This window comes from Marinomonas sp. ATLA20 (assembly GCF_057180105.1).
Genome location: NZ_JBXUKU010000001.1, coordinates 14,650 through 41,312 on the forward strand (window position 1 = coordinate 14,650; position 26,663 = coordinate 41,312).

General features: G+C 44.2%; 21 protein-coding genes, 1 tRNA gene and 1 riboswitch. Of the genes, 13 read left to right on the plus strand and 9 right to left on the minus strand.

Going from position 1 to position 26,663, the window contains the following annotated elements; all coding sequences use genetic code 11:
- Window positions 1–195 precede the first annotated feature (195 nt).
- The 5 genes from AC2A4J_RS00060 to tkt form a co-directional block, all read right to left on the minus strand.
- Window positions 196–280: transfer RNA gene (locus AC2A4J_RS00060), tRNA-Leu, on the minus strand.
- Between the two features lie 126 nt (window positions 281–406).
- Window positions 407–1,474 (minus strand): class II fructose-bisphosphate aldolase, encoded by a 1,068-nt coding sequence (gene fba / locus AC2A4J_RS00065; RefSeq protein ID WP_255827160.1) that lies wholly within the window; start codon window positions 1,472–1,474, stop codon window positions 407–409.
- A gap of 297 nt (window positions 1,475–1,771) precedes the next feature.
- Window positions 1,772–2,935: a phosphoglycerate kinase gene (locus tag AC2A4J_RS00070; protein WP_484174444.1), complete on the minus strand. Its 1,164-nt coding sequence runs from the start codon at window positions 2,933–2,935 to the stop codon at window positions 1,772–1,774.
- A gap of 34 nt (window positions 2,936–2,969) precedes the next feature.
- Window positions 2,970–4,001, minus strand: a complete 1,032-nt coding sequence (locus AC2A4J_RS00075) for a type I glyceraldehyde-3-phosphate dehydrogenase (protein WP_255827162.1) — start codon at window positions 3,999–4,001, stop codon at window positions 2,970–2,972.
- Window positions 4,002–4,111: 110 nt separating this feature from the next.
- Window positions 4,112–6,112 carry a transketolase gene (gene tkt, locus AC2A4J_RS00080; RefSeq protein WP_255827163.1) on the minus strand — a complete coding sequence of 667 codons (2,001 nt, stop codon included), beginning with the start codon at window positions 6,110–6,112 and terminating at the stop codon, window positions 4,112–4,114.
- Window positions 6,113–6,481: 369 nt separating this feature from the next.
- Here tkt and metK point away from each other — a divergent pair, with 369 nt between their 5' ends.
- The 5 genes from metK to AC2A4J_RS00105 all read left to right on the plus strand — a co-directional run bounded on the left by metK (window position 6,482) and on the right by AC2A4J_RS00105 (window position 12,197).
- Complete coding sequence (gene metK / locus AC2A4J_RS00085) at window positions 6,482–7,645, plus strand: methionine adenosyltransferase (protein WP_484174445.1); 1,164 nt, start codon at window positions 6,482–6,484, stop codon at window positions 7,643–7,645.
- A gap of 109 nt (window positions 7,646–7,754) precedes the next feature.
- A complete protein-coding gene (locus AC2A4J_RS00090) occupies window positions 7,755–8,501 on the plus strand; it encodes a 16S rRNA (uracil(1498)-N(3))-methyltransferase (protein ID WP_484174446.1) in 747 nt (248 codons plus the stop codon).
- Window positions 8,502–8,601: 100 nt separating this feature from the next.
- Window positions 8,602–10,104 (plus strand): TolC family outer membrane protein, encoded by a 1,503-nt coding sequence (locus AC2A4J_RS00095; protein WP_484174447.1) that lies wholly within the window; start codon window positions 8,602–8,604, stop codon window positions 10,102–10,104.
- A gap of 277 nt (window positions 10,105–10,381) precedes the next feature.
- Complete coding sequence (gene gshB / locus AC2A4J_RS00100) at window positions 10,382–11,329, plus strand: glutathione synthase (RefSeq protein ID WP_484174448.1); 948 nt, start codon at window positions 10,382–10,384, stop codon at window positions 11,327–11,329.
- Between the two features lie 7 nt (window positions 11,330–11,336).
- The gene (locus AC2A4J_RS00105; protein WP_255827168.1) at window positions 11,337–12,197 is read left to right on the plus strand and encodes an energy transducer TonB; all 861 of its coding nucleotides are present in this window, start codon (window positions 11,337–11,339) and stop codon (window positions 12,195–12,197) included.
- An 86-nt stretch (window positions 12,198–12,283) separates the two neighbouring features.
- Here AC2A4J_RS00105 and rpoH read toward each other — a convergent pair whose 3' ends face one another.
- From rpoH to ftsY, 4 genes are all read right to left on the minus strand, one after another.
- Window positions 12,284–13,150, minus strand: a complete 867-nt coding sequence (gene rpoH / locus AC2A4J_RS00110; RefSeq protein WP_255827169.1) for an RNA polymerase sigma factor RpoH — start codon at window positions 13,148–13,150, stop codon at window positions 12,284–12,286.
- 130 nt (window positions 13,151–13,280) lie between these two features.
- The gene (gene ftsX / locus AC2A4J_RS00115) at window positions 13,281–14,288 is read right to left on the minus strand and encodes a permease-like cell division protein FtsX (RefSeq protein ID WP_484174449.1); all 1,008 of its coding nucleotides are present in this window, start codon (window positions 14,286–14,288) and stop codon (window positions 13,281–13,283) included.
- Complete coding sequence (gene ftsE, locus AC2A4J_RS00120; protein ID WP_255827171.1) at window positions 14,289–14,960, minus strand: cell division ATP-binding protein FtsE; 672 nt, start codon at window positions 14,958–14,960, stop codon at window positions 14,289–14,291.
- 79 nt (window positions 14,961–15,039) lie between these two features.
- Window positions 15,040–16,275: a signal recognition particle-docking protein FtsY gene (gene ftsY, locus AC2A4J_RS00125; RefSeq protein ID WP_255827172.1), complete on the minus strand. Its 1,236-nt coding sequence runs from the start codon at window positions 16,273–16,275 to the stop codon at window positions 15,040–15,042.
- A gap of 172 nt (window positions 16,276–16,447) precedes the next feature.
- Between ftsY and AC2A4J_RS00130 the strand changes: the two genes are divergently transcribed.
- The 8 genes from AC2A4J_RS00130 to AC2A4J_RS00165 all read left to right on the plus strand — a co-directional run bounded on the left by AC2A4J_RS00130 (window position 16,448) and on the right by AC2A4J_RS00165 (window position 26,356).
- Window positions 16,448–17,761: a peptidase M16 family protein gene (locus tag AC2A4J_RS00130; RefSeq protein WP_484174450.1), complete on the plus strand. Its 1,314-nt coding sequence runs from the start codon at window positions 16,448–16,450 to the stop codon at window positions 17,759–17,761.
- A complete protein-coding gene (gene rsmD, locus AC2A4J_RS00135) occupies window positions 17,758–18,360 on the plus strand; it encodes a 16S rRNA (guanine(966)-N(2))-methyltransferase RsmD (protein WP_370646856.1) in 603 nt (200 codons plus the stop codon). Before AC2A4J_RS00130 ends, rsmD begins: the two co-directional genes overlap by 4 nt.
- A gap of 217 nt (window positions 18,361–18,577) precedes the next feature.
- Window positions 18,578–20,464: a methyl-accepting chemotaxis protein gene (locus AC2A4J_RS00140; RefSeq protein WP_255827174.1), complete on the plus strand. Its 1,887-nt coding sequence runs from the start codon at window positions 18,578–18,580 to the stop codon at window positions 20,462–20,464.
- Window positions 20,465–20,703: 239 nt separating this feature from the next.
- Window positions 20,704–21,861, plus strand: coding sequence for a homoserine O-succinyltransferase MetX (metX, locus tag AC2A4J_RS00145; RefSeq protein ID WP_255827175.1), 1,158 nt, complete (start codon window positions 20,704–20,706; stop codon window positions 21,859–21,861).
- Window positions 21,861–22,451, plus strand: a complete 591-nt coding sequence (gene metW / locus AC2A4J_RS00150; protein WP_255827176.1) for a methionine biosynthesis protein MetW — start codon at window positions 21,861–21,863, stop codon at window positions 22,449–22,451. Before metX ends, metW begins: the two co-directional genes overlap by 1 nt.
- Window positions 22,452–22,536: 85 nt before the next feature.
- The gene (gene rdgB, locus AC2A4J_RS00155; RefSeq protein WP_484174451.1) at window positions 22,537–23,142 is read left to right on the plus strand and encodes an RdgB/HAM1 family non-canonical purine NTP pyrophosphatase; all 606 of its coding nucleotides are present in this window, start codon (window positions 22,537–22,539) and stop codon (window positions 23,140–23,142) included.
- Window positions 23,139–24,308 carry a radical SAM family heme chaperone HemW gene (gene hemW / locus AC2A4J_RS00160; RefSeq protein WP_484174452.1) on the plus strand — a complete coding sequence of 390 codons (1,170 nt, stop codon included), beginning with the start codon at window positions 23,139–23,141 and terminating at the stop codon, window positions 24,306–24,308. Before rdgB ends, hemW begins: the two co-directional genes overlap by 4 nt.
- 464 nt (window positions 24,309–24,772) lie before the next feature.
- A complete protein-coding gene (locus tag AC2A4J_RS00165; RefSeq protein ID WP_255827179.1) occupies window positions 24,773–26,356 on the plus strand; it encodes a BCCT family transporter in 1,584 nt (527 codons plus the stop codon).
- A gap of 99 nt (window positions 26,357–26,455) precedes the next feature.
- Window positions 26,456–26,657, plus strand: a riboswitch (yybP-ykoY riboswitch).
- Window positions 26,658–26,663: the final 6 nt, after the last annotated feature.

Genomic DNA, 26,663 nt, shown 5'->3' on the forward strand with positions numbered 1-26,663 from the left:
CATAGAAAGAATTATTCTAACCAAATTAACGAACTTTGGTGATAACAGGAACAAGAAAATACGCTTCATTATGATAAATGCGCGTTTAATAGAATTATTTAGCGAAGAAAAGTGAGCTGCTACTCGCTTAAAAATAACGGCAGGTATAAATAAGGCAAAAAAAAAGCTGACATAAAGTCAGCTTTTTTTTAAATTTGGTGCGGAAGGAGAGACTCGAACTCTCACGCCGTGAAGCACTGGAACCTAAATCCAGCGTGTCTACCAATTCCACCACTCCCGCAAGGAATGGCGAGCATTATAGGTAATTGAATTTTCCGGTCAATAGTTTTTTTATGTTTTTAGCAAAAAACTTAAAAAAAGATTTCCCTTACCCTATGTACTCACCACTTTTTAAACACAGTAGTGTTTAAAAAACACGACCATTAGCGTATTCGCCACGCTCGTAGCGTACAGCCATCTCTTCCAGATCCATTGTATGAATACGAGAAGCCTGGCCTGCGCAACCAAATGCCTCATAACGGTCAATACAAACCGCTTTCATGGCCTTGATGCTTTCTGTTAAGTATTTACGTGGATCAAAGTTGCCTTTGTGTTCCGCTAAGCTACGACGAATCGCGCCTGTTGCAGCCAAACGTAAATCCGTATCAATATTCACTTTACGAACGCCGTAACGAATCGCTTTAACAATTTCATCTACTGGAACACCGTAAGTCTCAGGAATATCACCACCAAACTCATTGATGATAGACAACCAATCTTGAGGAACCGAAGACGATCCGTGCAACACGATATGCGTGTTTGGAAGTAACTCAACGATTCTTGCAATACGCTCGATATCAAGAATGTCACCAGTAGGCGGACGAGTAAATTTGTACGCACCATGACTGGTACCAATTGCTACCGCCAATGCATCAATACCTGTTGCATTCACAAAGTCCACAGCCTCTTGTGGGTCTGTCAGCATTTGATCATGAGACAATATACCTTCAGCGCCAACACCGTCTTCTTCACCGGCCTGACCTGTTTCTAGAGACCCCAACACACCCAACTCACCTTCTACGGATACGCCACATGCGTGTGCGAATTCAACAGTGCGACGAGTCACATCAACATTGTAATCATAAGTAGCAGGCGTTTTGCCGTCAGCCATCAAAGACCCATCCATCATGACAGACGAAAAACCAAGCTGAATAGATCGCTGACAGATTGCGGGAGACGTACCATGATCCTGGTGCATAACCACTGGAATATGTGGGTAATCCTCAATCGCCGCAGCAATCAAGTGACGTAAGAAGTGGGAGCCTGCGTATTTGCGGGCACCAGCAGATGCTTGCATGATAACGGGAGAATTCACTTCGTGAGCGGCTTCCATAATGGCTTTAACTTGCTCCATGTTATTCACATTGAAGGCAGGCAAACCATAGCTGTGTTCTGCTGCATGATCGAGCAATTGACGCATACTAATTAAAGGCATAAAAGATTTCCTCTGACAATTTGTCTTATATTCTATTTATAACGAACAGAGTTATGGTGTTAGGTAACTCTATAATCTTGTAATCATGGCACAGTCAATGACAGGCCATGTGGCTTACGCCTTATCGTTATTGTCATACCCGACTCACGCCGAGTAGGTCACTCTCTAGTTTTGTTTTTCACTAACACCGCTTTCAGCACAACTAACACTATGCTTACACCGATGTTAACGAAATAGGCTTTACGCCTTTTTATTTCTTATAAAGTGCTTTAGAACGATCTTTGTCATTCTTTGATACTAATTTTGCGCGCGAGACTCTAACATCGCAACCGCTGGCAACACTTTTCCTTCAACAAATTCCAAAAATGCACCGCCCCCCGTTGAAATATAAGAGACTTGATCCGCAATATCATACTTATCAACCGCCGCTAACGTATCTCCACCGCCAGCAATAGAAAAACCTTTGCTGTTCGCAATCGCCATCGCAAGCGCTTTCGTACCGCCACCGAACTGATCAAATTCGAATACGCCTACCGGACCATTCCAGATTATGGTTTGAGACTCTTCTAGCAATGCAGCGAACGCCGCCGCTGCCTTAGGCCCAATATCCAGAATCATATCGTCTGGGCCAACATTTGCTGCATCTTTGACCGTCGCAACGGCATCATGAGCAAAAGCAGTCGCCACCACAACATCTTCAGGCAATGGAATACTGGTTTTTGCCATCAAGGCTTTTGCCTGAGGGATCAAATCTTCTTCGTACAAAGACTTGCCCACTGGAAAGCCTGCCGCTGCGAGGAAAGTATTCGCGATACCACCACCAACAATCAATTGATCCACCTTATCAGACAAAGATTCCAACACCGTCAGCTTGGTAGATACTTTTGAACCACCAACAATCGCCGCCATTGGACGAGCTGGTTTCGCCAACGCTTTTTCCAAAGCTTCAAGTTCAGCAGACAACAATGGGCCCGCACAAGCAATCGGGGCAAACTTCGCAACACCATGAGTAGAAGCTTGAGCACGGTGTGCCGTACCAAATGCATCCATCACAAATACATCACACAAAGCCGCCATTTTTTTAGACAAGACTTCGTCGTCTTTTTTCTCACCTGGGTTAAAACGTACGTTTTCAACCAAAACAAGTTGACCAGATTCAACTTCAACACCGTCCAACCAATCTTTTACTAAAGGCACGTCTTGTCCTAGCAAACCAGCAATATGTGTCGCAACTGGTTGAAGAGAAAACTCTTCTTCGTACTGCCCTTCTGTGGGACGACCAAGGTGAGACATCACCATAACTTTTGCACCAGCGGCTAACGCCAACTTAATAGTTGGTAAGGCGGCACGAATACGAGCATCGCTCGTCACTTTGCCATCTTTAACAGGTACGTTAAGATCTTCACGGATCAATACTCTTTTGTTCTTCAGATCCACGTCTTTCATATTAATTACAGTCATGTACGATGTCCTCGTCGTTTAAACTTCTGATGTCTCAATCCAAATTTGATTGTTCAATCACACCTGCCCAATGCTTAGCCACATCCAACATACGGTTAGCGTAGCCCCATTCATTATCAAACCAACACAGTAACTTCACCATTCGCTGATCAATTACTTGGGTTTGTGTACTATCTATAATTACCGAACGTGGATCATGATTAAAATCCACAGACGCATGCGCTTCTTTGGTAAACCCCATCAATCCTGCATATTTTGAATTTGCAGCATGTTCTAACTGGGTATTTATTTGTTCTACAGTCACATTCCGCTCTGTACGCAAAACTAAATCAATTACAGAGACATTTAATGTTGGCACACGTACCGCATTACAACCCAACTTTCCGTCAAGTTCTGGCATCATCCGTGTAATCCCCTTCGCTAACCCTGTATCAACTGGAATAATAGAGCTCAACGCTGCACGGGTTAGACGTAAATCCTTAGTGTGGTAACCGTCAATCACTGGCTGATCATTCATCGCCGAGTGGATAGTCTGCGTCATACCATGTGCCACACCTGCAAACTGCTTCACCACATCCAAAACCGGAATCAAACAATTCGTCGTACAAGATGCCGCTGACACAATGCTTTGATTTGCCTGAATGTCCTGATGATTAAAACCATACACAATAGTCGAATCCACATCCGCCGCCGCAGGCTGGGATAGCAACATTCTGGGAACACCTGCATTTAGATAGGCTTGCGCGCCTTCTCGACTGGAAAAACTGCCTGAACACTCCAACACCATATCCAGTTCAAGAGACGACCAATCCAACTTATCAGGAGTCGCACGAGAAAAACATAAAATGCTATCGTCACCTATAAGCAAGGCATTGCCTTGGGTCGAAACAGGCTTAGGGAATCGGCCATGAGTCGTGTCATAGCGAGTAAGATAACTGATTGTCTCAATATCGGACAATTCATTAATAGCAACCACTTGAATGTGATCGCGGTAGCCGTTTTCATACAGAGCTCGTAATACCGAACGCCCGATACGACCATAACCATTTATAGCGACTCGCAACATATTCCTACTACTTCATCGCAAAGAAAGTGATCAAAAATCACCACCTTCCACCTTCATAAAAGGAAAAAGAGGCATACAAACGTATACCTCTTTTCTTATCAAGCACCAGATTACGCAGCTAGAATTTTCTCAGCAGTCGCAACCACATTGTCTACTGTAAAGCCGAAGTGTTTCATAAGATCGCCACCAGGAGCCGACTCACCAAAAGTAGTCATCCCCACCATAGCGCCTTCGAAACCAACGTATTTGTACCAGTAATCAGTATGAGCCGCTTCGATAGAAACGCGCTTAGTTACGCTACTTGGTAATACAGATTCTTTGTACGCGGCGTCTTGGGCATCAAAGACATCCGTAGATGGCATAGAAACCACACGCACTTTCTTGCCTTTCGCTGTTAGCGCTTCAGCAGAATCCATTGCTAGGCCTACTTCAGAACCTGTAGCAATCAAGATAAGATCAGGTGTACCAGTGCAATCTTTCAGCACGTAGCCACCTTTCGCTGCGTTAGCTAATTGCTGTGCATCACGCGCTTGCGCAGGCAAACCTTGGCGAGAGAATACCAAAGACGTTGGGCCAGTACGACGTTCAATACCGGCTTTCCAAGCAATCGCTGTTTCCGCCGCATCACATGGACGCCATACAGACATATTTGGTGTCATACGCAAATTCGCTAACTGCTCAATAGGTTGATGCGTTGGACCGTCTTCGCCTTGACCAATAGAATCGTGCGTGTAAACAAATACGTTTTGAATGCCCATCAAAGCAGACATACGAACCGCGTTACGGGCATATTCCATAAACATCATAAAGGTCGCACCGTAGTTAATAAAACCACCATGCAAAGAAGCACCATTCATGATACCGCTCATACCAAACTCACGAACACCATAGAAAACATAGTTGCCCGCAGGATCGTCTTGAATACCTTTTGAACCAGACCATAACGTCAAGTTAGAACCAGCAAGATCCGCAGAGCCACCTAGCAACTCTGGCAACATTGCACCAAAGAAACCAATCGAATTCTGAGATGCTTTACGGCTCGCGATGCTTTCACCTTTGTCTTGGCTTTCTTGAATGAAAGCTTGTGCTTTGGCTTCGAAATCCGCAGGCAGTTCACCCTTAATAACACGACGTTCAAATTCAGCAGCCAATTCTGGGTAAGCCGCTTTGTACGCTTCAAATTGAGCATTCCACTGCGCTTCACGAGCAGAACCGGCTTCTTTCGCATCCCAACCAGAATAAACGTCAGCAGGAATCTCGAACGGTGCATGTGGCCAACCAAGGAATTCACGAGCAGCCGCAATTTCTGCATCGCCTAGTGGTGCGCCATGGCAATCATGACTACCAGATTTATTTGGCGAACCAAAACCGATAATGGTTTTGCAGCAAATCAGAGTTGGCTTAGTTGTTTCAGCTTTCGCCGCTTCAATCGCCGCTTTGATCGCTTCTGGATCATGCCCATCTACATCAGCAATAACATGCCAACCGTAGGCTTCAAAACGCTGAGGTGTATTGTCAGTGAACCAGCCCTCAACATGACCATCGATAGAAATACCGTTGTCATCCCAAAACGCAACCAATTTGCCCAAACCTAACGTTCCAGCAAGAGAAGCCGACTCGTGAGAAATACCTTCCATCAAACAACCGTCACCAAGGAAGCAATAGGTGTTGTGGTCGACGACAGTATGCCCTTCACGGTTAAACTGCGCAGCTAACGTTTTCTCAGCAAGCGCCATACCGACAGCGTTACTAATACCCGCGCCCAATGGACCCGTTGTGGTTTCTACGCCATCGGTGTAACCGTATTCTGGGTGACCCGGTGTTTTAGAGTGAAGTTGACGGAACTGTTTTAAATCTTCGATTGCCAATTTATAACCGGATAGATGCAGTAAAGAATAAATCAGCATAGAGCCATGGCCGTTTGACAACACAAAGCGGTCGCGATCAACCCATTTTGAATTGTTTGGGTTGTGCTTTAAAAAATCATTCCATAGCACTTCAGCGATATCCGCCATACCCATTGGCGCACCAGGGTGACCAGAGTTAGCTTTTTGTACGGCATCCATACTCAATGCACGTATGGCGTTAGCAAGTTGTTTACGAGACGGCATGGTTATTCCACTCCTGATAGCTTAACGAACAATAGAAGTAACATTCTCTACGGGATAGAACCACGATACAAGGTTGGCACCATCGTAACGCCCAAACACTGGGCAAAGAAAATGAAATCACTTAGAAATCTGCACCATCGTAACAAAAAAACCACCTTTTGCCTCATTAAAATCCACATACTGGGTTGATATTTAAACAACGCTAGTTCATGATTCGCTCTACTAATACAGCGTCGATTTGTCTCGGCTTGCGGGCGCTATATAAACTCAGCTAAACAGATACGCAAGAACCTGTTTAGCACTTTTGATGCCGAACAGGTTTTTTTATGCCTGTTTAGCGACTAACTCAGCTAAAGAGGAAAACTCAATATGTCAGAATATTCTTTATTTACCTCAGAATCCGTTTCTGAAGGTCACCCAGATAAAATTGCCGACCAAGTCTCCGACGCCATCCTTGATGCCATTTTGGCAGAAGATTCTGAAGCACGCGTTGCCTGCGAAACCCTAGTTAAAACAGGCATGGTCTTGGTTGCAGGTGAAGTTCGTACCAACGCATGGGTCGACATCGAAGAAATCGCTCGTGGCGTTATCCGTGAAATCGGCTACAACAGTTCAGACATGGGTTTCGACTGGGAGTCTTGTGCCGTAATGAACGCCATTGGTAAACAATCTGCCGATATCGCAGTAGGTGTTGATGAAGCCAGTGAAAAAGAACTGGGTGCAGGCGACCAAGGTTTAATGTTTGGTTTTGCAACAAACGAAACGGACGTACTAATGCCTGCGCCGATCACTTACGCGCATCGTTTGGTTCAACGCCAAGCTGAGGTTCGTAAAAACGGTACTTTAGATTTTCTTCGCCCAGATGCGAAAAGCCAAGTCACTTTCCGTTACGATGAAAATGGCAAACCATGTGCTATCGATGCGGTTGTTCTTTCGACACAACACAGCGCATCCGTTAAACAAGCCGATCTTCGTGAAGCTGTGATGGAAGAGATCATTAAGCCCGTACTTCCTGCAGAATGGTTATCGAAAGACACCAAATACTTTATCAACCCAACAGGTCAATTCATCATTGGCGGCCCAGTGGGTGATTGCGGTCTAACCGGTCGTAAAATCATTGTGGATACTTACGGCGGTATGGCTCGTCATGGTGGTGGTGCTTTCTCTGGTAAGGATCCGTCTAAAGTTGACCGCTCTGCTGCTTACGCAGGTCGTTATGTAGCGAAAAATATCGTTGCGGCGGGACTGGCTGATAAGTGTGAAATTCAAATCTCTTACGCCATCGGTGTCGCTGAACCAACGTCAATCAGTATCAATACCTTCGGTACGGGTAAAGTAAGTGATGCGGTAATTTCACAATTAGTGCGTGAGCACTTTGAATTACGTCCCGCAGGCTTGATTAAGATGTTAGATCTAAAACGCCCAATCTATCTACCAACAGCGGCTTATGGTCACTTTGGTCGTGAAGGTGAAAACTTCACTTGGGAAAAAACAGACAAAGCGGACGCATTGCGCAAAGCAGCAGGTTTATAATTTCCTAATTTTCCGCTATAAAGCCTTCTTCTGCCCTACTATTATTACAGGGTAGAAGAAGGCTTTTTTATTTCTATTCTTTAATACTCTCGAAAACATAAGGCAAAACATGCGTATTCCACGAATTTTTATCGACACAGAACTCAATGAGAATAGCACTCTTGCCCTACCAGACTCCGCGTTCCAGCACCTCTGTAAAGTACTTAGGTTAAAATCAGACCACCCTATTCGCGTATTTAATGGTCGAGAATTTAACGGCAAAATTGGGCAATTTGACGCAACACTGTGTGATGTTGAGAAGCGTTCGGCAAATATTCATGTGACTAATTTCGAAGCACTAGATAATGAATCACCCATCCTAGTTACAGTTGGACAAACTTTATCGCGCGGCGAACGTATGGATTACGCTATTCAGAAGTCTGTTGAAGCTGGCGTATTTGCTATCCAGCCACTTTTTAGTGAGCGCTGTGAAGTGAAACTTCAAGACAGCCGTGCAGAAAAGCGCCAACAACATTGGCAGCAAGTGGCGATTAGTGCAGCCGAGCAATGTGGCCGTGGTGTAGTGCCGATTGTTCACCCACCGATAGAATTAAGTGAATGGGTCTCGAATTGTAACGAAATGTTAACACTTACATTACACCATCACAGCGCAAAACCGATTCGCCAATATGAAAAACCCTCCAACAATCAGGTAGCATTATTAATTGGGCCAGAAGGCGGGCTAAGCGAAAAAGAGGTCCAACTATCTGAAAAATCAGGGTTTAATGCCATTACTCTAGGGCCTAGAGTATTAAGAACTGAAACGGCTCCCGTGGTCGCTCTAAGTGTTATTAATACTTTATGGGGCGATATTTGATTCATTTGTACATATTGTAAGAACTAACAGAATCGCTACATATTCAGTAGATAAATGGCTATACCATGATAGCAGTACTCAATAAAGGATAGATCATCTCATGTTTCAGCGAATAGTTTTAGCTTGCACGGTTTATATAGGGACAGCTTTTCTACCTGCAGTAGTACATGCAATGACGCTTGAAGAAGCGACATATATGGCAATAGAAAACAATCCATCAGTAAGACAAGCCGTCGCCAAATATCGAGAGTCCAAAGAAAATACCGATATTGCTCTTCGCTCTGGTTACTACCCAAGTGTGGATCTTTCCGCCGGAATAGGACACGAAACAACCTACGCAGACGGCAGTAACTCAAGCGATGTAGACTTGGCTCGTCGAGAGCTTACCCTTTCATTGAATCAACCCCTATTCAACGGCTTCTCTACAAAAAACGATATTGAGCGTTTAAAAAGCGAAGCAGAAGCAGATCGTTGGAATGCACTTATTTCGGTTGAAAATACCGCTCTAGAAGTCGCTCAAGTTTACGCCGATGTTTTGCGCTATCGCGAATTGGTCAAGCTTGCAGAACTAAATTTAAAAACTCATGAGCGAATTTATGGGCAAATCAAACTAAAAAGTGATTCCGGTATTGGCCGCCAATCAGACCTTAGCCAAATCACCGCTCGCCTAGCTAAAGCTCGAGCGAATCACTTTGCAGCCATCAATAATCTCCAGGATGCCGAAAGTAACTACAAAAATGTCGTTGGGGAGTTGCCACCCGAGGACTTGATTTACCCTGTACCTGACAGAGAGCTGCTTCCGCAAGACCTTAATTCGGCCATCAATGAATCCCTGAAGAAAAACCCTGCAATAGAAGGTGCTCGCTGGGATGTTGCCGCAACAGAAAGCGCTCAGAAGCTTGCTGATGCAGACAACTACCCAACCATCAACTTTGTTTTAGAACGTACATGGAACAATAATTTAGACGGGACGGAAGGCCCAAGCGAAGATTTATTGGCTATGGTGCGCTTGAACTATAATATTTACAGTGGTGGTTCACACAAACGCCGAAAAGAAGTGGCGACTCAACAGAACATCCAAGCATCTGAAATACGCCGAAATACCATTCGAGATACGGAACTGACAGTTCGACTAGCTTGGGCAGCGTTTGAAGCAACAACAGGACAAAAAGAGCATATTAGACAATATGTGATCGCGACAAAAGAGTCTCAAATTGCTTATGAAAAACAATTTCGTCTAGGCCGTCGTACTTTGCTCGATGTACTAGATAGCGAAAACGAACTTTTCCAAGCTCGCCAAGACTATGTAAATGCCGATTACGATGAGCTTTTCTCTGAGTTCCGTTTATTTAATGCTAAAGGTGAACTGATGCGAGCATTCCGCATTTACCGTCCTCAAACTCTTGGCTTCAATGATGAATTCGACAAAGCCAAGGCGCCGCCAGCATCAGAACCAACGGCGACGGATGAGTTAAAGGCAGCAGAAAGCTCCATCAAAGACAGCCCTACAGTGTCGGACCCAAAAGCCACCCAAGCAGAAACAGAAAAATCGAAAGAGAGTGAGCTTTTCTTGGATGCCAGCGAAAACTCTGGAAACTGGTAAATATTCTTTTAAAGCAGAATCATTGATATAAAGCGCTATTTCTAGCGTCCAATGATTCTGCTTTTAATCCAATAAAACACTCAGCTTTAAATACACTGTATTACAGGCTATTTTCACCACACAGACTTATCATTGTTATATTCCTGCCTACCGAAACAACTATCTCAAAATCATGGGTGTTTTTTCTTCTCAGCGCCCCCATATTTCTATAGCATCAACACCTATTAACAGATTGAACAAAGCGATGAAACATTGCTTTCGATTTAGGAACCGCCTTATGACTATCAAACTCGGCATTGTTATGGATCCAATTTCATCCATAAACTACAAAAAAGACACCTCACTCGCCATGCTATGGGCTGCCGCAGAAAAGGGCTGGCAACTCATTTATATGGAGCAAAAAGACCTCTTTTTGGATAATGGCAAAGCTTATGCCATGACTCGTCCTATTAGTGTTTATAAAGATCCAGCCCATTTCTATGACCTTGGTGAAGAAACCAAAATGGCCATGGGTGATATAGACGTGATTTTGATGCGCAAAGATCCGCCATTTGATAGTGAGTTTGTCTACAGCACCATGATACTAGAGCAAGCAGAAAGAGACGGTGCGCTTGTAGTGAACGACCCCAAAAGCCTACGTGACTGCAATGAAAAACTATTTGCCACTCAGTTCCCTCATTGCTGCCCGCCAGTTTTGGTAACAAGACGAGCTGATTTACTGAAAAGCTTTCACAAAGAACATGGCGACGTGATCTTTAAACCACTAGACGGCATGGGTGGCAGCTCGATTTTCCGTATTAAACCAGACGACTCAAACGTTAGCGTGATTATTGAAACCCTTACCAATATGGGCGTAGAACAAATCATGGCACAAAAATTCATCCCCGAAATCAAAGACGGCGATAAGCGTATTTTGGTGGTAAATGGTGAGCCCGTACCCTTTGCATTAGCACGTATTCCAGCATCAGGAGAAACTCGTGGCAACTTAGCGGCAGGCGGACGTGGTGAAGGCCGACCTTTGACAGATCGCGATCGCTGGATTTGTGAGCAAGTTATCCCTTCGTTAAAAGAGAAGAACTTAATGTTTGTTGGCTTAGATGTGATTGGTGATTATCTCACTGAAATCAACGTTACCAGCCCAACTTGCGTTCGTGAATTAGACACTCAGTTCGATCTAAATATCGCCATGATGTTAATAGAAGCCATAGAAAAACGTCTTCAGTAATAACAGCATGCGACTAGTAGATAAGTTTTCTATCGCGCTTTTCATCGCCATTTGCTTTCATGTGCTAATGGTGATGATTATTGGCTTCGATTTTGCGCTGCCAGCTCCCAAGCCTAAAACGCTCGAGGTCACGCTGGTTCAGCACACGACAAAAGCGCCAGTCGAAGCGGACTTTATTGCGCAAGCAAACCAACAAGCCAGCGGTACAGAATTACGCAAACAAAAGCTTACCACTACAGAAAATGCGCGCTTCTTATCGGATACTATTCAAGAGATATCGCCTCCCGTCCAGCCGCAACTAGCCTCTGCCGAACCGATTGATAAGCCAAGCTTGCTAGCAACAAGAGATCAAGAGGCCGTCTTCGAGATCATCAACGAATCTGAAAATGAACCCAAAACGCTAGAAGAAAAGTTTCGAGGCGAGACCCAAATCCCAAGCCATATATCAAACGATATAGCGACATTAGAAGCCTTATTGGATCAACAACGTCAATCCTATGCCAAACGGCCAAGGATTCGCCGTTTAACCTCAGTCTCTGCCAAAGCGGCTATTGATGCACAATACTTAGATGATTGGCGCCGACGCATTGAACGTATCGGCAACATTCACTATCCAGAAGAAGCCAAACGTAACCACCTCTACGGAGACCTGCGATTAGCCGTTATCTTATTGCCTAATGGCTATGTTGACGATATTGAGATATTACACTCCTCTGGCATTCGGGTGCTGGATGATTCGGCCATGCGCATTGTTCGCCTAGCAGAACCCTTTCAGGTCTTCCCCAGCGAACTCAAGAAAGAGGTGGATAAACTAGAAATCATTCGTACATGGCGCTTTGTGCCTGGCAACCAACTACAAAGCCAGTAACTACAAAAAACCAACAAGCATAAAAAAGCCCTCACTTGGAGGGCTATTTACATTCAATTATTGCCAGTGTTTAGGCATGACAACAATCAGTCGAACTGACCATCACCCATTGCAAGACGAATTTTCTTCATGGCATTCTTTTCTAGCTGGCGAATACGCTCAGCAGAAACGCCATATTCATCGGCCAATTCATGCAAAGTAGATTTTGCATCAGACAACCAACGCTGTACTAGAATATTTCGGCTACGCTCATCAAGGTCCGCCATAGCGACTTCTAGACGCTGATTGGAGTCTTCTTCCCAGTTGCCATTTTCAAGCAAGGTGGCAGGGTCTGAACGATGGTCTTCTAAATATTGTGATGGCGCCTGAAACGCACTGTCATCGTCATCGTCTGCAGACGCATCAAATGCCATATCAGAAGAGCTTAAACGCCCTTCCATTTGACGAACGACTTCAGGCGTCACACCTAAATCACTGGCCACAGACTCAACTTCTGAATTACTGAACCAAGATAGTGACTTTTTCGCGCTACGTAAATTAAAGAACATTTTACGTTGTGCTTTTGTCGTCGCCACTTTAACAATGCGCCAGTTTTTCAGAATAAACTCATGAATCTCGGCTTTAATCCAGTGCACAGCAAAGGACACAAGACGAACACCGACTTCAGGATTAAAGCGCTTAACCGCTTTCATCAAGCCAACGTTGCCTTCTTGAATAAGGTCGCCTTGAGCTAAACCGTATCCAGAGTAACTTTTCGCAATATGTACAACAAATCTCAAATGCGACATGACCAATGTACGTGCAGCTTCTAGGTCTTCTTGATAATAAAGACGTTCCGCCAACGTTTTTTCTTCGTCCGCGGTTAAAATCGGAATTCTGCTGACGGCTTGTATGTAGGATTCTAGGTTTTGGCCTGGAATCATCATGTCCGTAGGCTGGAGAGCTTTACCCATCTCTATTTCCACCTTTCTAATTGTTCATACTGTGTATGACAAAATACTAACAAGTAAATTCTGCTTGTGTGTGACATAAATGTGAATAAACCATGGCTATTATCTTAGTAGTGATAGTAGCCTTTCATTGTCACTGCAGTTCAATAGTCGCGATATGTCGATTAACAGCAATCCATGCGCCAAACACACCAACAAATGCGCTGATAGTTAAACATAAAACAATTTCATCTGCATTAAAAGACTGTAGTTGAAAACCGCTTTGATAAAGATCGATCAGGCGTTCTGCGGGCGCACTTACCCACCAGCTAAGCATGAGAATACATAGGCTGGCAAAGAAACCACCTAATACTCCGAACCAAAAACCCATATATAAAAATGGTCGGCGAATATAAGCATCCGTTGCGCCCACCAGCTTCATAACCAAGACCTCATCTCGACGACTTTCCACCGCCATTCGGATAGTGTTACCAACAATCAAGAGTACCGCAACCACCAACAAAACCGACAGAGCATAGACAAAGCGTTGTCCAAAACTCAGTATATTTGCAAGACGCTGTAACCATTGTGCATCAAGTTCTGCATAATCGACCTCTTTTTGTGCAGCAAGTTGATCTCGCAATGCCTGCAAACTCGATAATGTCGTGATATCGACCGCTTGTTTAGGAATCACTCGCAAAACAATCGGCAACGGGTTCTCTGGCAGAGCCGACAAAATCTGTTCATAGCCACTAGAACGCTCGAAATATCGCAGCCCTTCTTCCTTAGAAATATACTCTACAGATGCAATATCATCTTGTGCTGAAAGACGATGCGACAAAGCAAGAGCTTGCGTATCTTCTAAGTTAGGAAAAAGATACAAGGTAATGACAGATTGCTGCTCCCATTGGTCGGTCACCGATTGCACGTTTTTCAGTAAAACATACAAGCCCCCCGGCAGAGACAAGGCAATAGCAATCACCATCACCGTCATCACACTGGCCAATGGATAATTCACTAGCCGCATAAAACTTTCGGTTAAAGTAGCCTGGTGCTGGCGAAAGTATTGACTCGGATTAAAAGATGTACGCGTTGGCCAATTATGCTTGGTCGCCTTAATCGATTCTCTCGTTGCTCCACGTTGATTCGGCTTCTGTGCCATTTAGCCAAACCCTCCATCATTAACCATTCGTCCCTGATTTAACGTTAAAACTCGATGGCGCATACGTGCTACCAGCGCCAAATCATGGCTGGCAACCAAAACAGTCACGCCCACACGATTAAACTCTTGAAACAAGTTCATGATTTCTGCTGACAATTTAGGGTCTAAATTACCGGTGGGCTCATCGGCTAATAGCAACTGTGGTTTATTAACAACGGCTCGGGCAATGCCTACACGTTGTTGTTCACCACCAGATAACGCCATTGGGTTGTATTTCTCTTTATCCAGCAACCCGACTTTGTCCAGCGCAGCACGCACTCGCTTAGCAATTTGCTGATGATCAGCTCCGCTCACCTGCAATGGCAAAGCAACATTATGAAAAACACTTCGATCTAATAACAATTGATGGTTTTGAAACACAACACCAACACGACGTCGATGATGCGGAATCGCTCTGCGACTCAGGGTTCGCAAATCCACACCATCTACTAAAATTTGTCCTGATGTTTGGCGCTCAATCATCATCATGAGTTTCATCAAGGTGCTCTTACCAGCGCCAGAATGCCCAGTAAGAAAAGCCATTTCACCTTGCTGCAAATGAAAGCTCACTTGCGACAATGCTTCTTGTCCACTCTCGTACTTTTTACCCACTCGTTGAAATTCGATTTCCACGCTAATTCAGCATCCTTAAATTAGAAATAAGAAAGGTCTAATCACCACTTACTTTGCCATCCAGCAATTGACTATAAAGCTATTCGCTATCAAATAAGGCGTCGACAAACTCTTGGGCAACAAACGGACGTAAGTCATCGGCTTGTTCACCCACACCAATATAACGTATTGGCAACCCGAACTGTTTAGCGATGGCGAAAATAATACCGCCTTTTGCGGTTCCATCCAGTTTGGTTAGCGTAATACCACTCACGCCAACCGCTTCAGAAAACAGCTTAGCTTGACTGATAGCGTTTTGACCAGTACCGGCATCTAGTACCAACATCACTTCATGTGGCGCGTTTTCGTCAAGCTTCTTCATGACTCGAACCACTTTCGACAGCTCGTTCATCAAATTGGCTTTGTTTTGTAGGCGACCGGCGGTATCGGCAATAACAATATCAACGCCTTTTGCTTTGGCAGACTCAATCGCATCATAGATAACCGACGCGGAATCGGCACCAGTATGCTGAGCAACGACTGGAACATTATTACGCTCGCCCCAAACCTGAAGCTGCTCAACCGCCGCGGCACGGAAAGTATCTCCTGCCGCCAACATAACACTTTTGCCTTCCGCCTGATATTTTTTAGCCAGCTTGCCAATGGTTGTTGTCTTGCCGACACCATTCACACCTACCATTAGAATAACAAATGGCCCGTCTTTACTAACTGGCTCAAGCACTTGTTGTGATTGGCTAAGAATGCCTTCCATGTCGGCTTTTAAATGACTTAACAAGGTAGCGGAGTCTTTTAGCTCTTTTCGGTTTAGCTTATCGGTTAGCGCGCCAATCAAAGTTTGTGTGGCATCGATACCAACGTCGGCCATCAATAATTGAGTTTCTAGCTCTTCCAGAAGGTTATCATCGACTTTTTTATGGCCGCCAATAACAGAAGACAAACCATTGCCTAGACCGTTACGTGTACGAGACAAACCGGACTTAACACGCTGAGCCCAAGATAATGTCGGCTGCACAGGTTCGCTTGGCACCTCTTCAACCGCTTGCGTTGTGGTGATGATTGTTGACTCATCAGCTTCACTAGCTTGATCGTCAGAAGTCAAAGTTTCCACTGCATCAGATTCATTGTTTACTGAATCTGATGCTTCTATATCCTTTTTCTTGGCCTCAGCGATATCTGCATTCATTTTGCTCACAAAACGACGACGAATAACAAAGGCGATAACCGCTAACAGTGTTCCAATTGCAATAGGAACATAACGCGCATATTCACCAAGATATGGTGTGAAAAAAGCAATAATTTGATTAACAACTTCCATTAAATCAGTCTCTTTATTTTGACTGATGCGATAAACATCAGTGAAATGCTATGATTAGATCTAGCGCCATATACATGAACACTTAAAAACGATTATTTTAACATCATTCTGGCTCGCAAACAGGCTTAGTTTTAACCAAAATTTTCTCAACCCGTAGAGTTTAAGGTTCATTATGTCCGACGATAGCAAACCTCTCTTTAGTCGACCTGTATTGGCTGCTGTCATGTTGTTTTGTACGCTGGCAATTTGGTTGTTAAACCTCTCCGCGACGAGCAGCAAATTACCCACACCTCAAATTGAAAAATGGACAACTACATCTGGCATCCCTGTTGTTTGGCTCAAGCAAACCGAATGGCAAGACAGCAACAAACTGGAAATTCGCTTCTCATTTCGTTCGGCTACCACCAATATAAAATTAATCCAAACCACACTTGCCATGTTAATGAGTGACTCTTTACCCCTCAGTACCGCTTCGATAAACCAAAGACTCGCCCCTTTAGCTGCCAGCGCAAACAGCTATTACGACCATGAAAGCCAAACCATTGGTTTAACACTAAGCAATGAGCCACAATATCTCACGCCGACGCTTTCTCTAGTAACCAATTGGCTTAGACAACCGGACTTCAAACCTCGTACTTTCGATACTTGGCAAACCCAATACCAAGCCAACCCGCCCGTTCAGCATGAACTGGAGAATGTTCTATTTTTTGATAAAACGATCAATATGAACGACTCCATAGCAGACGTGTCTTTAAAACAAGTAACCAACTACTACCAAAGTTTAAAATCATCTGCCGCGACTATTTTTATCGTAGGCGACATGTCACCAGAGACAAAGCAAAACGTCAAAAAGGCAATGAACACCATCAGCGAAGGCTATCAATTATCAAAGACTTCCCCTGAGGCTATTCACTATGAGTCCGTCAGCTCAACGATTCAACAAAATGAAGGCGATCTCTGGCAAACGCGCAGCGCCATTGCATTAATGCCAGTCGCCTCAATAAAAGAATGGATTAGCCTACAAATATGGGGCGCTGATTTGGTTTCTACCCTCAATCAGCAACAACATATTGATTTTGTTCAGCTCGCGTTTACGCTTTCACCGCATCGCCCTTGGGCATGGTGGAATATCCAATACGCAAACGACCTGACAAAAACAATAAACGAACCGAGCGATGATGCCAGTCGTTTAATGAATGCCAAAAGCCTTGTATTCGTTGAGCAAGTTCCCTCGGTAAACGATAAAAATAACTTTAATAAATTGCTAGATAACTTCACACAACAACTCGAACAACAAACATTATCACCAACATGGTGGAGCTATATCGCCACACAAGTCACTCATGAGGATGGGGCACTCACCGTGGAACAATTTGCAAAAGGCTATAAAGAAGCCCTAGACAGCTTCACCATAGAAGATTATCAAACAGCGCTACAACGCTTATTAAAACCATCGTCCTATCAAGAGATCCAGGTTTACCAATGAAGAAAAAAGTTCTAAGTAATATATCAAACAAAAGCAAAGCGAAGGCATCGAGACTTCGTATCATCGCTGGTGAATGGCGTTCTCGCCAGTTGCCGATTCCGGATATTGAAGGCTTAAGACCAACGCCAGACAGAGTGCGAGAAACCTTGTTTAACTGGATTAATGCTTACCTTCCAGGCGCGATTTGTGGTGACCTATTTTGTGGTTCTGGTGCATTAGGATTAGAAGCCCTGTCTCGTGGTGCAAAGCACATGACCTTTGTTGATAACTCACGTGTGGTGTCACAACAAATGACAGCAAACTTAGCGACATTAGGTGCCACAGACAAAGCTAATGTAATCGCACAAAACGCAGCCGTGTTTCTTGATACAGCGACACCTCACGCTATGGACATTGTGTTTCTTGACCCACCATTTCGAAAAGGCTGGTTGGCACAAATCATTCCTTTACTTGAAAAAGGCTGGCTAGCAGATCGTGCGCTTGTTTATATCGAAATGGAGAGAGAGGCCGATCTACCTGCATTACCAAACCACTGGTCTTTATTAAAAGAAAAAATCGCTGGCCAATTGGTTTATCGTTTATTTGAAGTGTCTAAATAATTAGCCTGCAAGCCCTATCCAAAATAGGGCTTACTGATTCGCCGACACATACATCGCACCAAAAATACGCAAAACTCTATTTCCCCTCCTATACTGCTTTCATCAAAACAAGCTATATCAGCCATCGTGATTTGAGCACGATACTTGCATAGCCTAGTAAAATATGTGCCATGAATGGGCACTTCACATAAACTTCGCTACGCGATGGAAGGTATCTATGCTGTCAAACCTATCCTTTAAGACCAAACTGTTCATACTTCTTGTCACTGCGATTATGGGTTTAATTATCGTCACCTTTGTGGCCATGAAGGGACTTTCATCCCAACAAAATGCCAACAATGAACTAAGAAACCTCTCAAAAATTCAATCGTCCAACGACCAACTTAGCATTCACATGCTGGAAATTGCAGATAGCCTACGTTCTATCTCTGTAGAAAATTACCAAGAGTATGTGACAAGCGCAAAAGAACAAATCACACAAAACGCCAATATCATTGCGACGAATATTGAGCAAGCCCACAGCCCAGACTTAAAGCAGACCCTCGAAGAAAACTTAATAGAGCTCAATGAATATAGCCAAGCACTCATCGCACTGATTGAAAAACGCTACATTATAGGTTTCGACTTTTCCTCTGGTTTGCGCGGCCGTATAGATAACATGGGCTCTGAAATCAGTGAAGACGTTAGTAAGCTTAGCTTACTAAAACGAGAGTTCACCAATGTCCGTAAAGCTGAAGCTGGCTACCTCTCCGATCCCACAGCCAGCAATCTAGAAGAATTTACAACAAGCTTTGCACGCTTTGATAATCGAATTGAAAACTTTGGTTTCCAAGGAACCCATGGCGTTAAGGCCAAGGCTTACCGCGAAGCTCTTATGCAATACGGTAAGGAATACGCATCACTTAACGAGATCGAAAATACTTTCACGACGCAAAAAAACCAATTTACTGAAAGCCAACTTAAAGCGAATCAGCTAATTGAAGGCAAGGTTCAACAAGCAGAAGCCAGCGCCGAAGCCAGTTCAACTCAGGCCAACGCCACACTATTGGCCGTCAGTATTAGTATCATTTTAGTGGCCGCCCTACTTATGCTCGCCATTGGCCGCAGCGTGAATAGCACCTTGCAAAATATTATTACCGACCTTAACAAAGTTAAAAAAGGCGATATGTCTTCAAAGGCGGCCGTTAACACCAAACGTAATGATGAATTCGACCAATTGAGCCAATCCCTCAATGAAATGACAAGCGGCTTAGGCAATGTGTTAAAAGACGTGGTATCGACCACTGACAATGTCAGCACCATGTCCACTGATTTAAACAACACCATCAGCAGCATTGCCAGCAGCAACCACTTGGTCAATCAACGTACCCATTCATTGGCTTCTGCCACAGACGATATTTCTAGCCGTTTAACCGAACTGTCTAGCACGACAAACACGCTTCAAGCGCATTCCAATGAAACCTATCAATCCGCTAAGTCTGGTGCGGACACCATTAAATTGGTGTTAAACAGTATCACTGACACTGTTAATATCGTGAACATGACCAGTCAACAACTCGATGAACTTGGCCGCTTATCGAAAAACATCGACAACGTCATTGCCATGATTAACGATCTTGCGAGCCAAACCAACTTGCTTGCACTGAACGCCGCAATCGAAGCTGCTCGCGCCGGCGAAGCAGGACGTGGGTTTTCTGTGGTCGCTGATGAAGTTCGAGCATTGGCCGAAAAAACCGTCGACGCGACCTCAAAGATCACAGACATAGTCAATACCATTCAGCAGTCGACTCAAACCGCTATCAGCACCATGGAAAGCGGACAAGACAACCTGAAAATCATCGGAGAAAATGGTAACAAGGCAGAAGAAGCCATGCGTGATATCGAAAACAACGCCATGACAGGATCAAAATCTACCGACTCAATGGCCAATGCCATTCAGGATGTGGCGACCACCGCGATTCAAATGAGCACAGAGATGGAAGAAATTGCTCGGCAGTTAAACCAAGATACCCATTCCATAGATATTTTGGCTGATAAAACCAAGCAAATTCAGCAAATTTCACAGCAGCTGGCCGTTAAAACGCAGGTATTCACTCTCGTTTAACAAGGTATTGCTGCTTAGATATCCTCAATAAGTAAAACGCCTCTGTCACTAGCTGAGACAGAGGCGTTTTACTTTCATCCATCTAACGCCGTACCCAGATTGATGGTGGCATCCACCTCTTGATGACACAGGGCACAAAGGCTAGACTGTGAAACATCTTTCATCGATGAAGCTTCCCACGTCTCTTCACGGGAATTCGAGCACTTTCTTTAGGACTTTTTTAGGATAAACACAAACCTATGCCGGACGTCATTCCAGCCGACTCTGTTGGTATTGTTACGCCACAGATTGCGCAATTCGACACACCGTTGGCGCTTTCTTGCGGACAAACCCTGTCATCGTACCAACTGATTTACGAGACTTATGGAACTCTGAACCAAAGCGCTTCCAACGCTATCTTAATTTGCCATGCGCTAAGCGGAGACCATCACGCCGCAGGCTATCATGCCATGTCGGATACCAAACCAGGTTGGTGGGATACGGCAATAGGGCCAGGTAAAGCCATCGATACAGATAAGTTCTTTGTTATTGCACTCAATAATTTAGGGGGTTGCAGTGGCTCCACAGGACCAACTAGCACTAATCCAGAAACGGGGCAACGCTGGGAAGCCAGCTTTCCGATTGTCACCGTAGAAGATTGGGTCGAAAGCCAGGCACGCCTAGCCGATTTATTAGGCATCCAAACTTTTGCGGCCATTGTTGGCGGTAGTCTTGGTGGTATGCAAGTACTTGAGTGGAGCATCCGCTTTCCGACTCGCTTGAAGTCTGCGGTCATTGTCGCTTCAGCACCAAAGCTCTCGACCCAAAACATTGCCTTCAACGAAGTTGCACGTCAGTCCATTCGTCGTGACCCTGACTTTTTTGATGGTAATTACATAAACAATAATTCCGTTCCAACCAACGGCCTTGGCCTTGCTCGCATGTTGGGTCACATTACGTATCTTTCAGACGATGCCATGGGCGCCAAGTTTGGTCGCCAAATGCGCCATGACAGCTACCAATACAATTACGGCATTGAGTTTGAAGTAGAAAGCTACCTGCGCTATCAAGGCGAAGCATTCACCAAACGCTTTGACGCTAATACCTACATGCTAATGACCAAAGCACTGGATTATTTTGACCCTGCTGCGCAAACAAATGGTGATCTTTCGGCCGTTCTAAGTCGTGCGCAGTGCGAGTTTCTATTGGTTTCCTTCACCACTGACTGGCGCTTTTCTCCCGAGCGCAGCGAAGAAATCGTCAACGCACTCGTCAAAGCAGGCAAATCAGTTTCTTACGCCAAAATAGAGGCAACAGAAGGCCATGACGCGTTTTTGTTTCCGATCCCACGCTACATGACCGCGCTGAACACCTTTTTAACTCGCATTGCTAGCAACCTTACCACGGAGGTCAAATAATGCGCTCTGATTTAGAAATGATCGATGAATGGGTTCAACCTAATATTAGAGTGCTCGATTTGGCTTGTGGTCCTGGCGAGCTGCTTCATCACCTCATTCAGAACAAGCAAGTAAACGGCTATGGTTTGGAAATTGGTCATGAAGATTTAAACACCTGTATCGCAAAAGGCATTCCGGTTTTAGAGCAAAACATCGATGAAGGTTTGCAGAACTTTGATGACCAAAGTTTTGACTTAGTTTTGATGACTCATGCCTTACAACAATTCCGTCGCCCTGACTTGCTGATCGACGAAATGCTGCGTATCGGCAAGGAATGCATTATCACTTTCCCGAACTTTGGCCATTGGCGAAGCCGATTGCACTTGGCACTAAAAGGCAGAATGCCGGTTTCTGATTTCTTGCCATATAACTGGTATGACACACCGAACATTCACTTTTTCACCTTTCAAGATTTTGAGCGTTTATGCCGTGAAAAAGACATCAAGGTTCTGCGTTGGGCCGCTGTAGACGGTCAGCTAAAAGACCATTGGTGGATTCGCTCCATGCCAAACTTATTCAGTGAAACAGCGATTTTCCATATCAGTCGCTAAATGACCAGCAACCTACATCAAACGATATAATGACAACAAGGCGGCGAATCAGCCGCCTTTTTTTTAAAGTATAAAGGAAAGACCGATGAACAAGACCATCGTATTAGCCAGTAATAATGCTGGAAAAATCAAAGAATTCAATGCGCTACTGAGTGATATGGGCATCGATGTCAAACCACAGAGTGAGTTCAACGTCGAAGAAGCCGAAGAAACGGGACTGAGCTTTATTGAAAATGCCATTTTAAAAGCGCGTAACGCTTGTGCCCATACAGGATTGCCAGCTTTGGCCGACGACTCAGGCATTGAAGTCGATTATCTTGACGGTGCTCCGGGCATTTACTCGGCTCGCTTTGCAGGCGATCATGGCAATAACGCAGCAAACAACAAGCTACTATTAGAAAAACTAGACGGCGTTCCTGAGCTAGAGCGTACTGCCCGCTTTCATTGTGTATTAGCTTACATGCGCCACAAAGACGACCCGACACCACAAGTATTTCATGGTGTCTGGGAAGGCCGTATCTTGACCTCAACCGAAGGCCAAGAAGGCTTTGGTTATGATCCAGTCTTTTATGTGCCAGAATGCGCTTGCAGCGCCGCCAGCCTACCAAAAGAAGTGAAAAACCAAATTAGCCATCGCGCCAAAGCCTTGAAACAGCTTTTCACCTCCTTTCAACAAGGTAAACCATCTTGAGCGCTTTGTTACCGCCTCTAAGTCTGTACATACATTTACCTTGGTGTGTACGTAAATGCCCTTATTGCGATTTTAACTCCCATCAAGCGGATCGCTTTGAAGCCAATGGTAAACTGCCAGAAGAGGCCTATTTAGCCCAGCTTTTAGCAGATTTAGACGCAGACCTACCTTATGTGGCAGGACGAGAAATTCAAACTGCGTTTATCGGCGGGGGTACGCCAAGCTTAATGAGCGAAGACTTCTATTACCGCTTAATGGATGCACTACGCGAGAAGCTAACCTGGGCGGACAACGCTGAAATAACAATGGAAGCTAACCCCGGGACGTTTGAACAAGAAAAATTTCGCCACTTTCGTCAGGCCGGCATTAATCGTTTGTCTATTGGTATCCAAAGTTTTCAGCCAAACCTGTTGAAAACCCTAGGAAGAATCCACAACCGCGAAGAAGCAATACACGCTGTGGATAAGTCAAGAGCCGCTGGTTTTGATAATATCAACCTTGATTTGATGCATGGTTTACCCGATCAAAGCTTAGAAATGGCGTTGGAAGACTTATCTCTCGCCATCGAACTGAACCCTGAACACTTATCTTGGTATCAATTAACGATCGAGCCAAACACCGAGTTTTATCGCCGCCCACCGACCTTGCCAGAAGACAACACCTTGTGGGGAATTCAAGACGCAGGACAAGCTTTACTAACCAAGCATGGATATGCTCAATACGAAGTATCGGCCAACTCAAAAGAGAAGCGTCGTGCCGCACACAACCTTAATTATTGGCGCTTCGGTGATTACATCGGAATTGGCGCGGGGGCCCATGGCAAAATCACATTGGTTAATGGTCAAATCTTTCGTACACGAAAGACTCGTCATCCAAATCATTACTTAAGCAACCTGCCTGAAGCCTTAGTTATCAAAGAAGCCATTGAACAAGAAGACCTGCCTCTTGAATTCATGATGAACCGCCTACGTTTATTTGAAACCTTTGATTTAAAGGATTACGAGCGATTTACCTATCAAAATGCCCCTATCTCTCTAATCAAAGCCTGTGAAATGGCAATTAAACAGGGATTATTGGACAACGATGAATGGAAACATCAACGTATTAAAACAACCGAAAAAGGTAAGTTATTCCTCAACGAACTGCTTGAGTTATTCCTCCCATAGCAGGCCATTTTATTTACTATAATTTGACATCTAAGCATTTAGATGCAACTCTTATCGCGTTTAGGACAAAAAGGCCATCTCTGATGGCCTTTTTGTCCTATCTAAGCAACGCAAAAACTTGTGATTTTCTAATAAAAACAATCTTTTTAAACGAAAGAAACAGCCCATTGTTTTATTCTAATTCAACAAGTTATAGCACTCATTTTGTTGTTGGGATGCTAAAAAAATGCTTATTTCATTAGCCTAATCATCAACACAAGAATATGCATAAACTGTGAAAACAGAACAAAACGCGTCGTATTAAGAACAATACAAGAATGGAAATTCTTTTAGGGTTAAGTAGCGAAACTGTATAAGAAACGCTCATGTTAATTTTCGTTTAAAAAGATATGAACAGACCTTTTTAATTCCAGTTATCCAACAAAGGTCTCGGGGAAAGTTTTCACTAATTCGGGAGAATGTTTATGAGTAATAAAGTACCTGACAATGGTCGGGCAGAATACAATACGTCATATAAGGTAGGCCAAGATAACATTAAGTTTCTTGGTCTTGACGTACTAAACCCAGTGTTTAGTACCAGCGCGATTATCATATTTGCTTTTATCATTGGCAGTATCATGTTCCCTGCTGATGCTAGTAAAATCTTGTCAGGCGCAAAGAATTGGTCAATCAATAATTTTGATTGGTTCTTTATGGTTGCTGGTAATATTTTTGTCCTCTTTTGTTTGCTTCTTATCCTTCTTCCTCTCGGCAAAATTCGCCTTGGTGGTACTGAGGCTAAATCAGAACACTCCACTATCACTTGGTTCTCTATGCTTTTTGCCGCAGGCATGGGTATTGGCTTGATGTTCTGGAGTGTCGCTGAACCTGTTGCTTACTATACCGGTTGGTATGGCACACCTTTTGATGTAGCCGCTAACACACCCGAAGCTCGCGACCTAGCAATGGGCGCAACCATGTTCCATTGGGGTCTTCATCCTTGGGCTATTTACGCTGTTGTCGGTCTATCATTGGCTTTCTTTGCGTACAACAAAGGTTTACCTCTAACTATTCGCTCTGCTTTCTACCCATTGTTTGGTGAAAAAGTGTGGGGGGCGATTGGCCACGTAATCGACGTTGTTTCGGTTATTGCAACCATCTTTGGTTTGGCTACATCTCTAGGTTTTGGTGCTCTCCAAGCCACAAGTGGTCTAAACTTCCTTTTTGGTATTCCAAATACACTAACGACACAGATTCTTGTAATCTTAGGCGTGACCGCTGTTGCCATTATTTCGGTAGCACGAGGCCTTGAAGGTGGTGTGAAGCTACTTTCTAACGTCAACATGATCATTGCTGCTGTATTGGCCGTTTTCATTGTGATCGTTGGTAACACTGGCGCTATCTTTGCGGCAATTGGTTCTTACTTCTTGAATTATGTTGAATACATCATTCCTCTAAGTAACTGGATTGGTCGTGACGACACAACCTTCTACCATGGCTGGACTGTGTTCTACTGGGCTTGGTGGATTTCTTGGTCTCCATTTGTTGGTATGTTTATCGCGCGCGTTTCACGCGGTCGTACTGTTCGTGAGTTCGTTATTGCAGTGCTACTCGTTCCAACTATCGTATCGCTTGTATGGATGGCTATTTTTGGCGGATCAGCTCTAGACCAGTCTGCTAATGGCATTGGCGCTTTGGCAAACGGAATCTCTGATTCTTCTTTAGCTATGTTCCAAATGTTTGCAAACCTTCCAATGACGTCATTAATTTCCTTTATTGGTATCATTCTAGTATTGGTGTTCTTTGTAACCTCTTCTGACTCTGGTTCTTTGGTTATCGACGGCATTACTGCTGGTGGTAAAACTGATGCACCTATGATCCAAAGAGTTTTCTGGGCCGTTCTAGAAGGCATCATTGCGATTGCTCTACTAATTGGTGGTGGTTCTGAAGCGCTTGGTGCGATTCAAGCGGCCGCGATTACCATTGGCTTACCATTTACATTGCTCATGCTGATCATGTGTGTGAGCTTATGGAAAGGCTTACATAGTGATATACACCTTTATAAATAATAAAAGTGTAGTGACTTTATAAAGATGCATTGTTATTAAAACAACGCGAGCAACCACACACGGTGTTCGCGTTGTTTTCTTTTAGCAAATACTTTATTATCAGCGTCCTCTTAGGGGAGTAATCTTCTTTGTACATACTAATTGTGTACAAAGATTCTTTGTCAACATAATCGAGCCTCAAGCTCGTGGCAAAGAAGTCCTGATCCGATAAAGTATCGACAGGGTTGATGAGACTTAAGACAATAACTTGGCTCTGGTGGGCACAGGTTTATTGTCTTTCGTTTATTGCCCACCTAGGACCTTTCGA

Bases quoted from the DNA above. Each gene is read 5' to 3' on its own strand.
- fba (WP_255827160.1), bottom strand. From the start codon at position 1,474: ATGCCTTTAATTAGTATGCGTCAATTGCTCGATCATGCAGCAGAACAC.
- AC2A4J_RS00070 (WP_484174444.1), bottom strand. From the start codon at position 2,935: ATGACTGTAATTAATATGAAAGACGTGGATCTGAAGAACAAAAGAGTA.
- AC2A4J_RS00075 (WP_255827162.1), bottom strand. From the start codon at position 4,001: ATGTTGCGAGTCGCTATAAATGGTTATGGTCGTATCGGGCGTTCGGTA.
- tkt (WP_255827163.1), bottom strand. From the start codon at position 6,112: ATGCCGTCTCGTAAACAACTTGCTAACGCCATACGTGCATTGAGTATG.
- metK (WP_484174445.1), top strand. From the start codon at position 6,482: ATGTCAGAATATTCTTTATTTACCTCAGAATCCGTTTCTGAAGGTCAC.
- AC2A4J_RS00090 (WP_484174446.1), top strand. From the start codon at position 7,755: ATGCGTATTCCACGAATTTTTATCGACACAGAACTCAATGAGAATAGC.
- AC2A4J_RS00095 (WP_484174447.1), top strand. From the start codon at position 8,602: ATGTTTCAGCGAATAGTTTTAGCTTGCACGGTTTATATAGGGACAGCT.
- gshB (WP_484174448.1), top strand. From the start codon at position 10,382: ATGACTATCAAACTCGGCATTGTTATGGATCCAATTTCATCCATAAAC.
- AC2A4J_RS00105 (WP_255827168.1), top strand. From the start codon at position 11,337: ATGCGACTAGTAGATAAGTTTTCTATCGCGCTTTTCATCGCCATTTGC.
- rpoH (WP_255827169.1), bottom strand. From the start codon at position 13,150: ATGGGTAAAGCTCTCCAGCCTACGGACATGATGATTCCAGGCCAAAAC.
- ftsX (WP_484174449.1), bottom strand. From the start codon at position 14,288: ATGGCACAGAAGCCGAATCAACGTGGAGCAACGAGAGAATCGATTAAG.
- ftsY (WP_255827172.1), bottom strand. From the start codon at position 16,275: ATGGAAGTTGTTAATCAAATTATTGCTTTTTTCACACCATATCTTGGT.
- AC2A4J_RS00130 (WP_484174450.1), top strand. From the start codon at position 16,448: ATGTCCGACGATAGCAAACCTCTCTTTAGTCGACCTGTATTGGCTGCT.
- rsmD (WP_370646856.1), top strand. From the start codon at position 17,758: ATGAAGAAAAAAGTTCTAAGTAATATATCAAACAAAAGCAAAGCGAAG.
- AC2A4J_RS00140 (WP_255827174.1), top strand. From the start codon at position 18,578: ATGCTGTCAAACCTATCCTTTAAGACCAAACTGTTCATACTTCTTGTC.
- metX (WP_255827175.1), top strand. From the start codon at position 20,704: ATGCCGGACGTCATTCCAGCCGACTCTGTTGGTATTGTTACGCCACAG.
- metW (WP_255827176.1), top strand. From the start codon at position 21,861: ATGCGCTCTGATTTAGAAATGATCGATGAATGGGTTCAACCTAATATT.
- rdgB (WP_484174451.1), top strand. From the start codon at position 22,537: ATGAACAAGACCATCGTATTAGCCAGTAATAATGCTGGAAAAATCAAA.
- AC2A4J_RS00165 (WP_255827179.1), top strand. From the start codon at position 24,773: ATGAGTAATAAAGTACCTGACAATGGTCGGGCAGAATACAATACGTCA.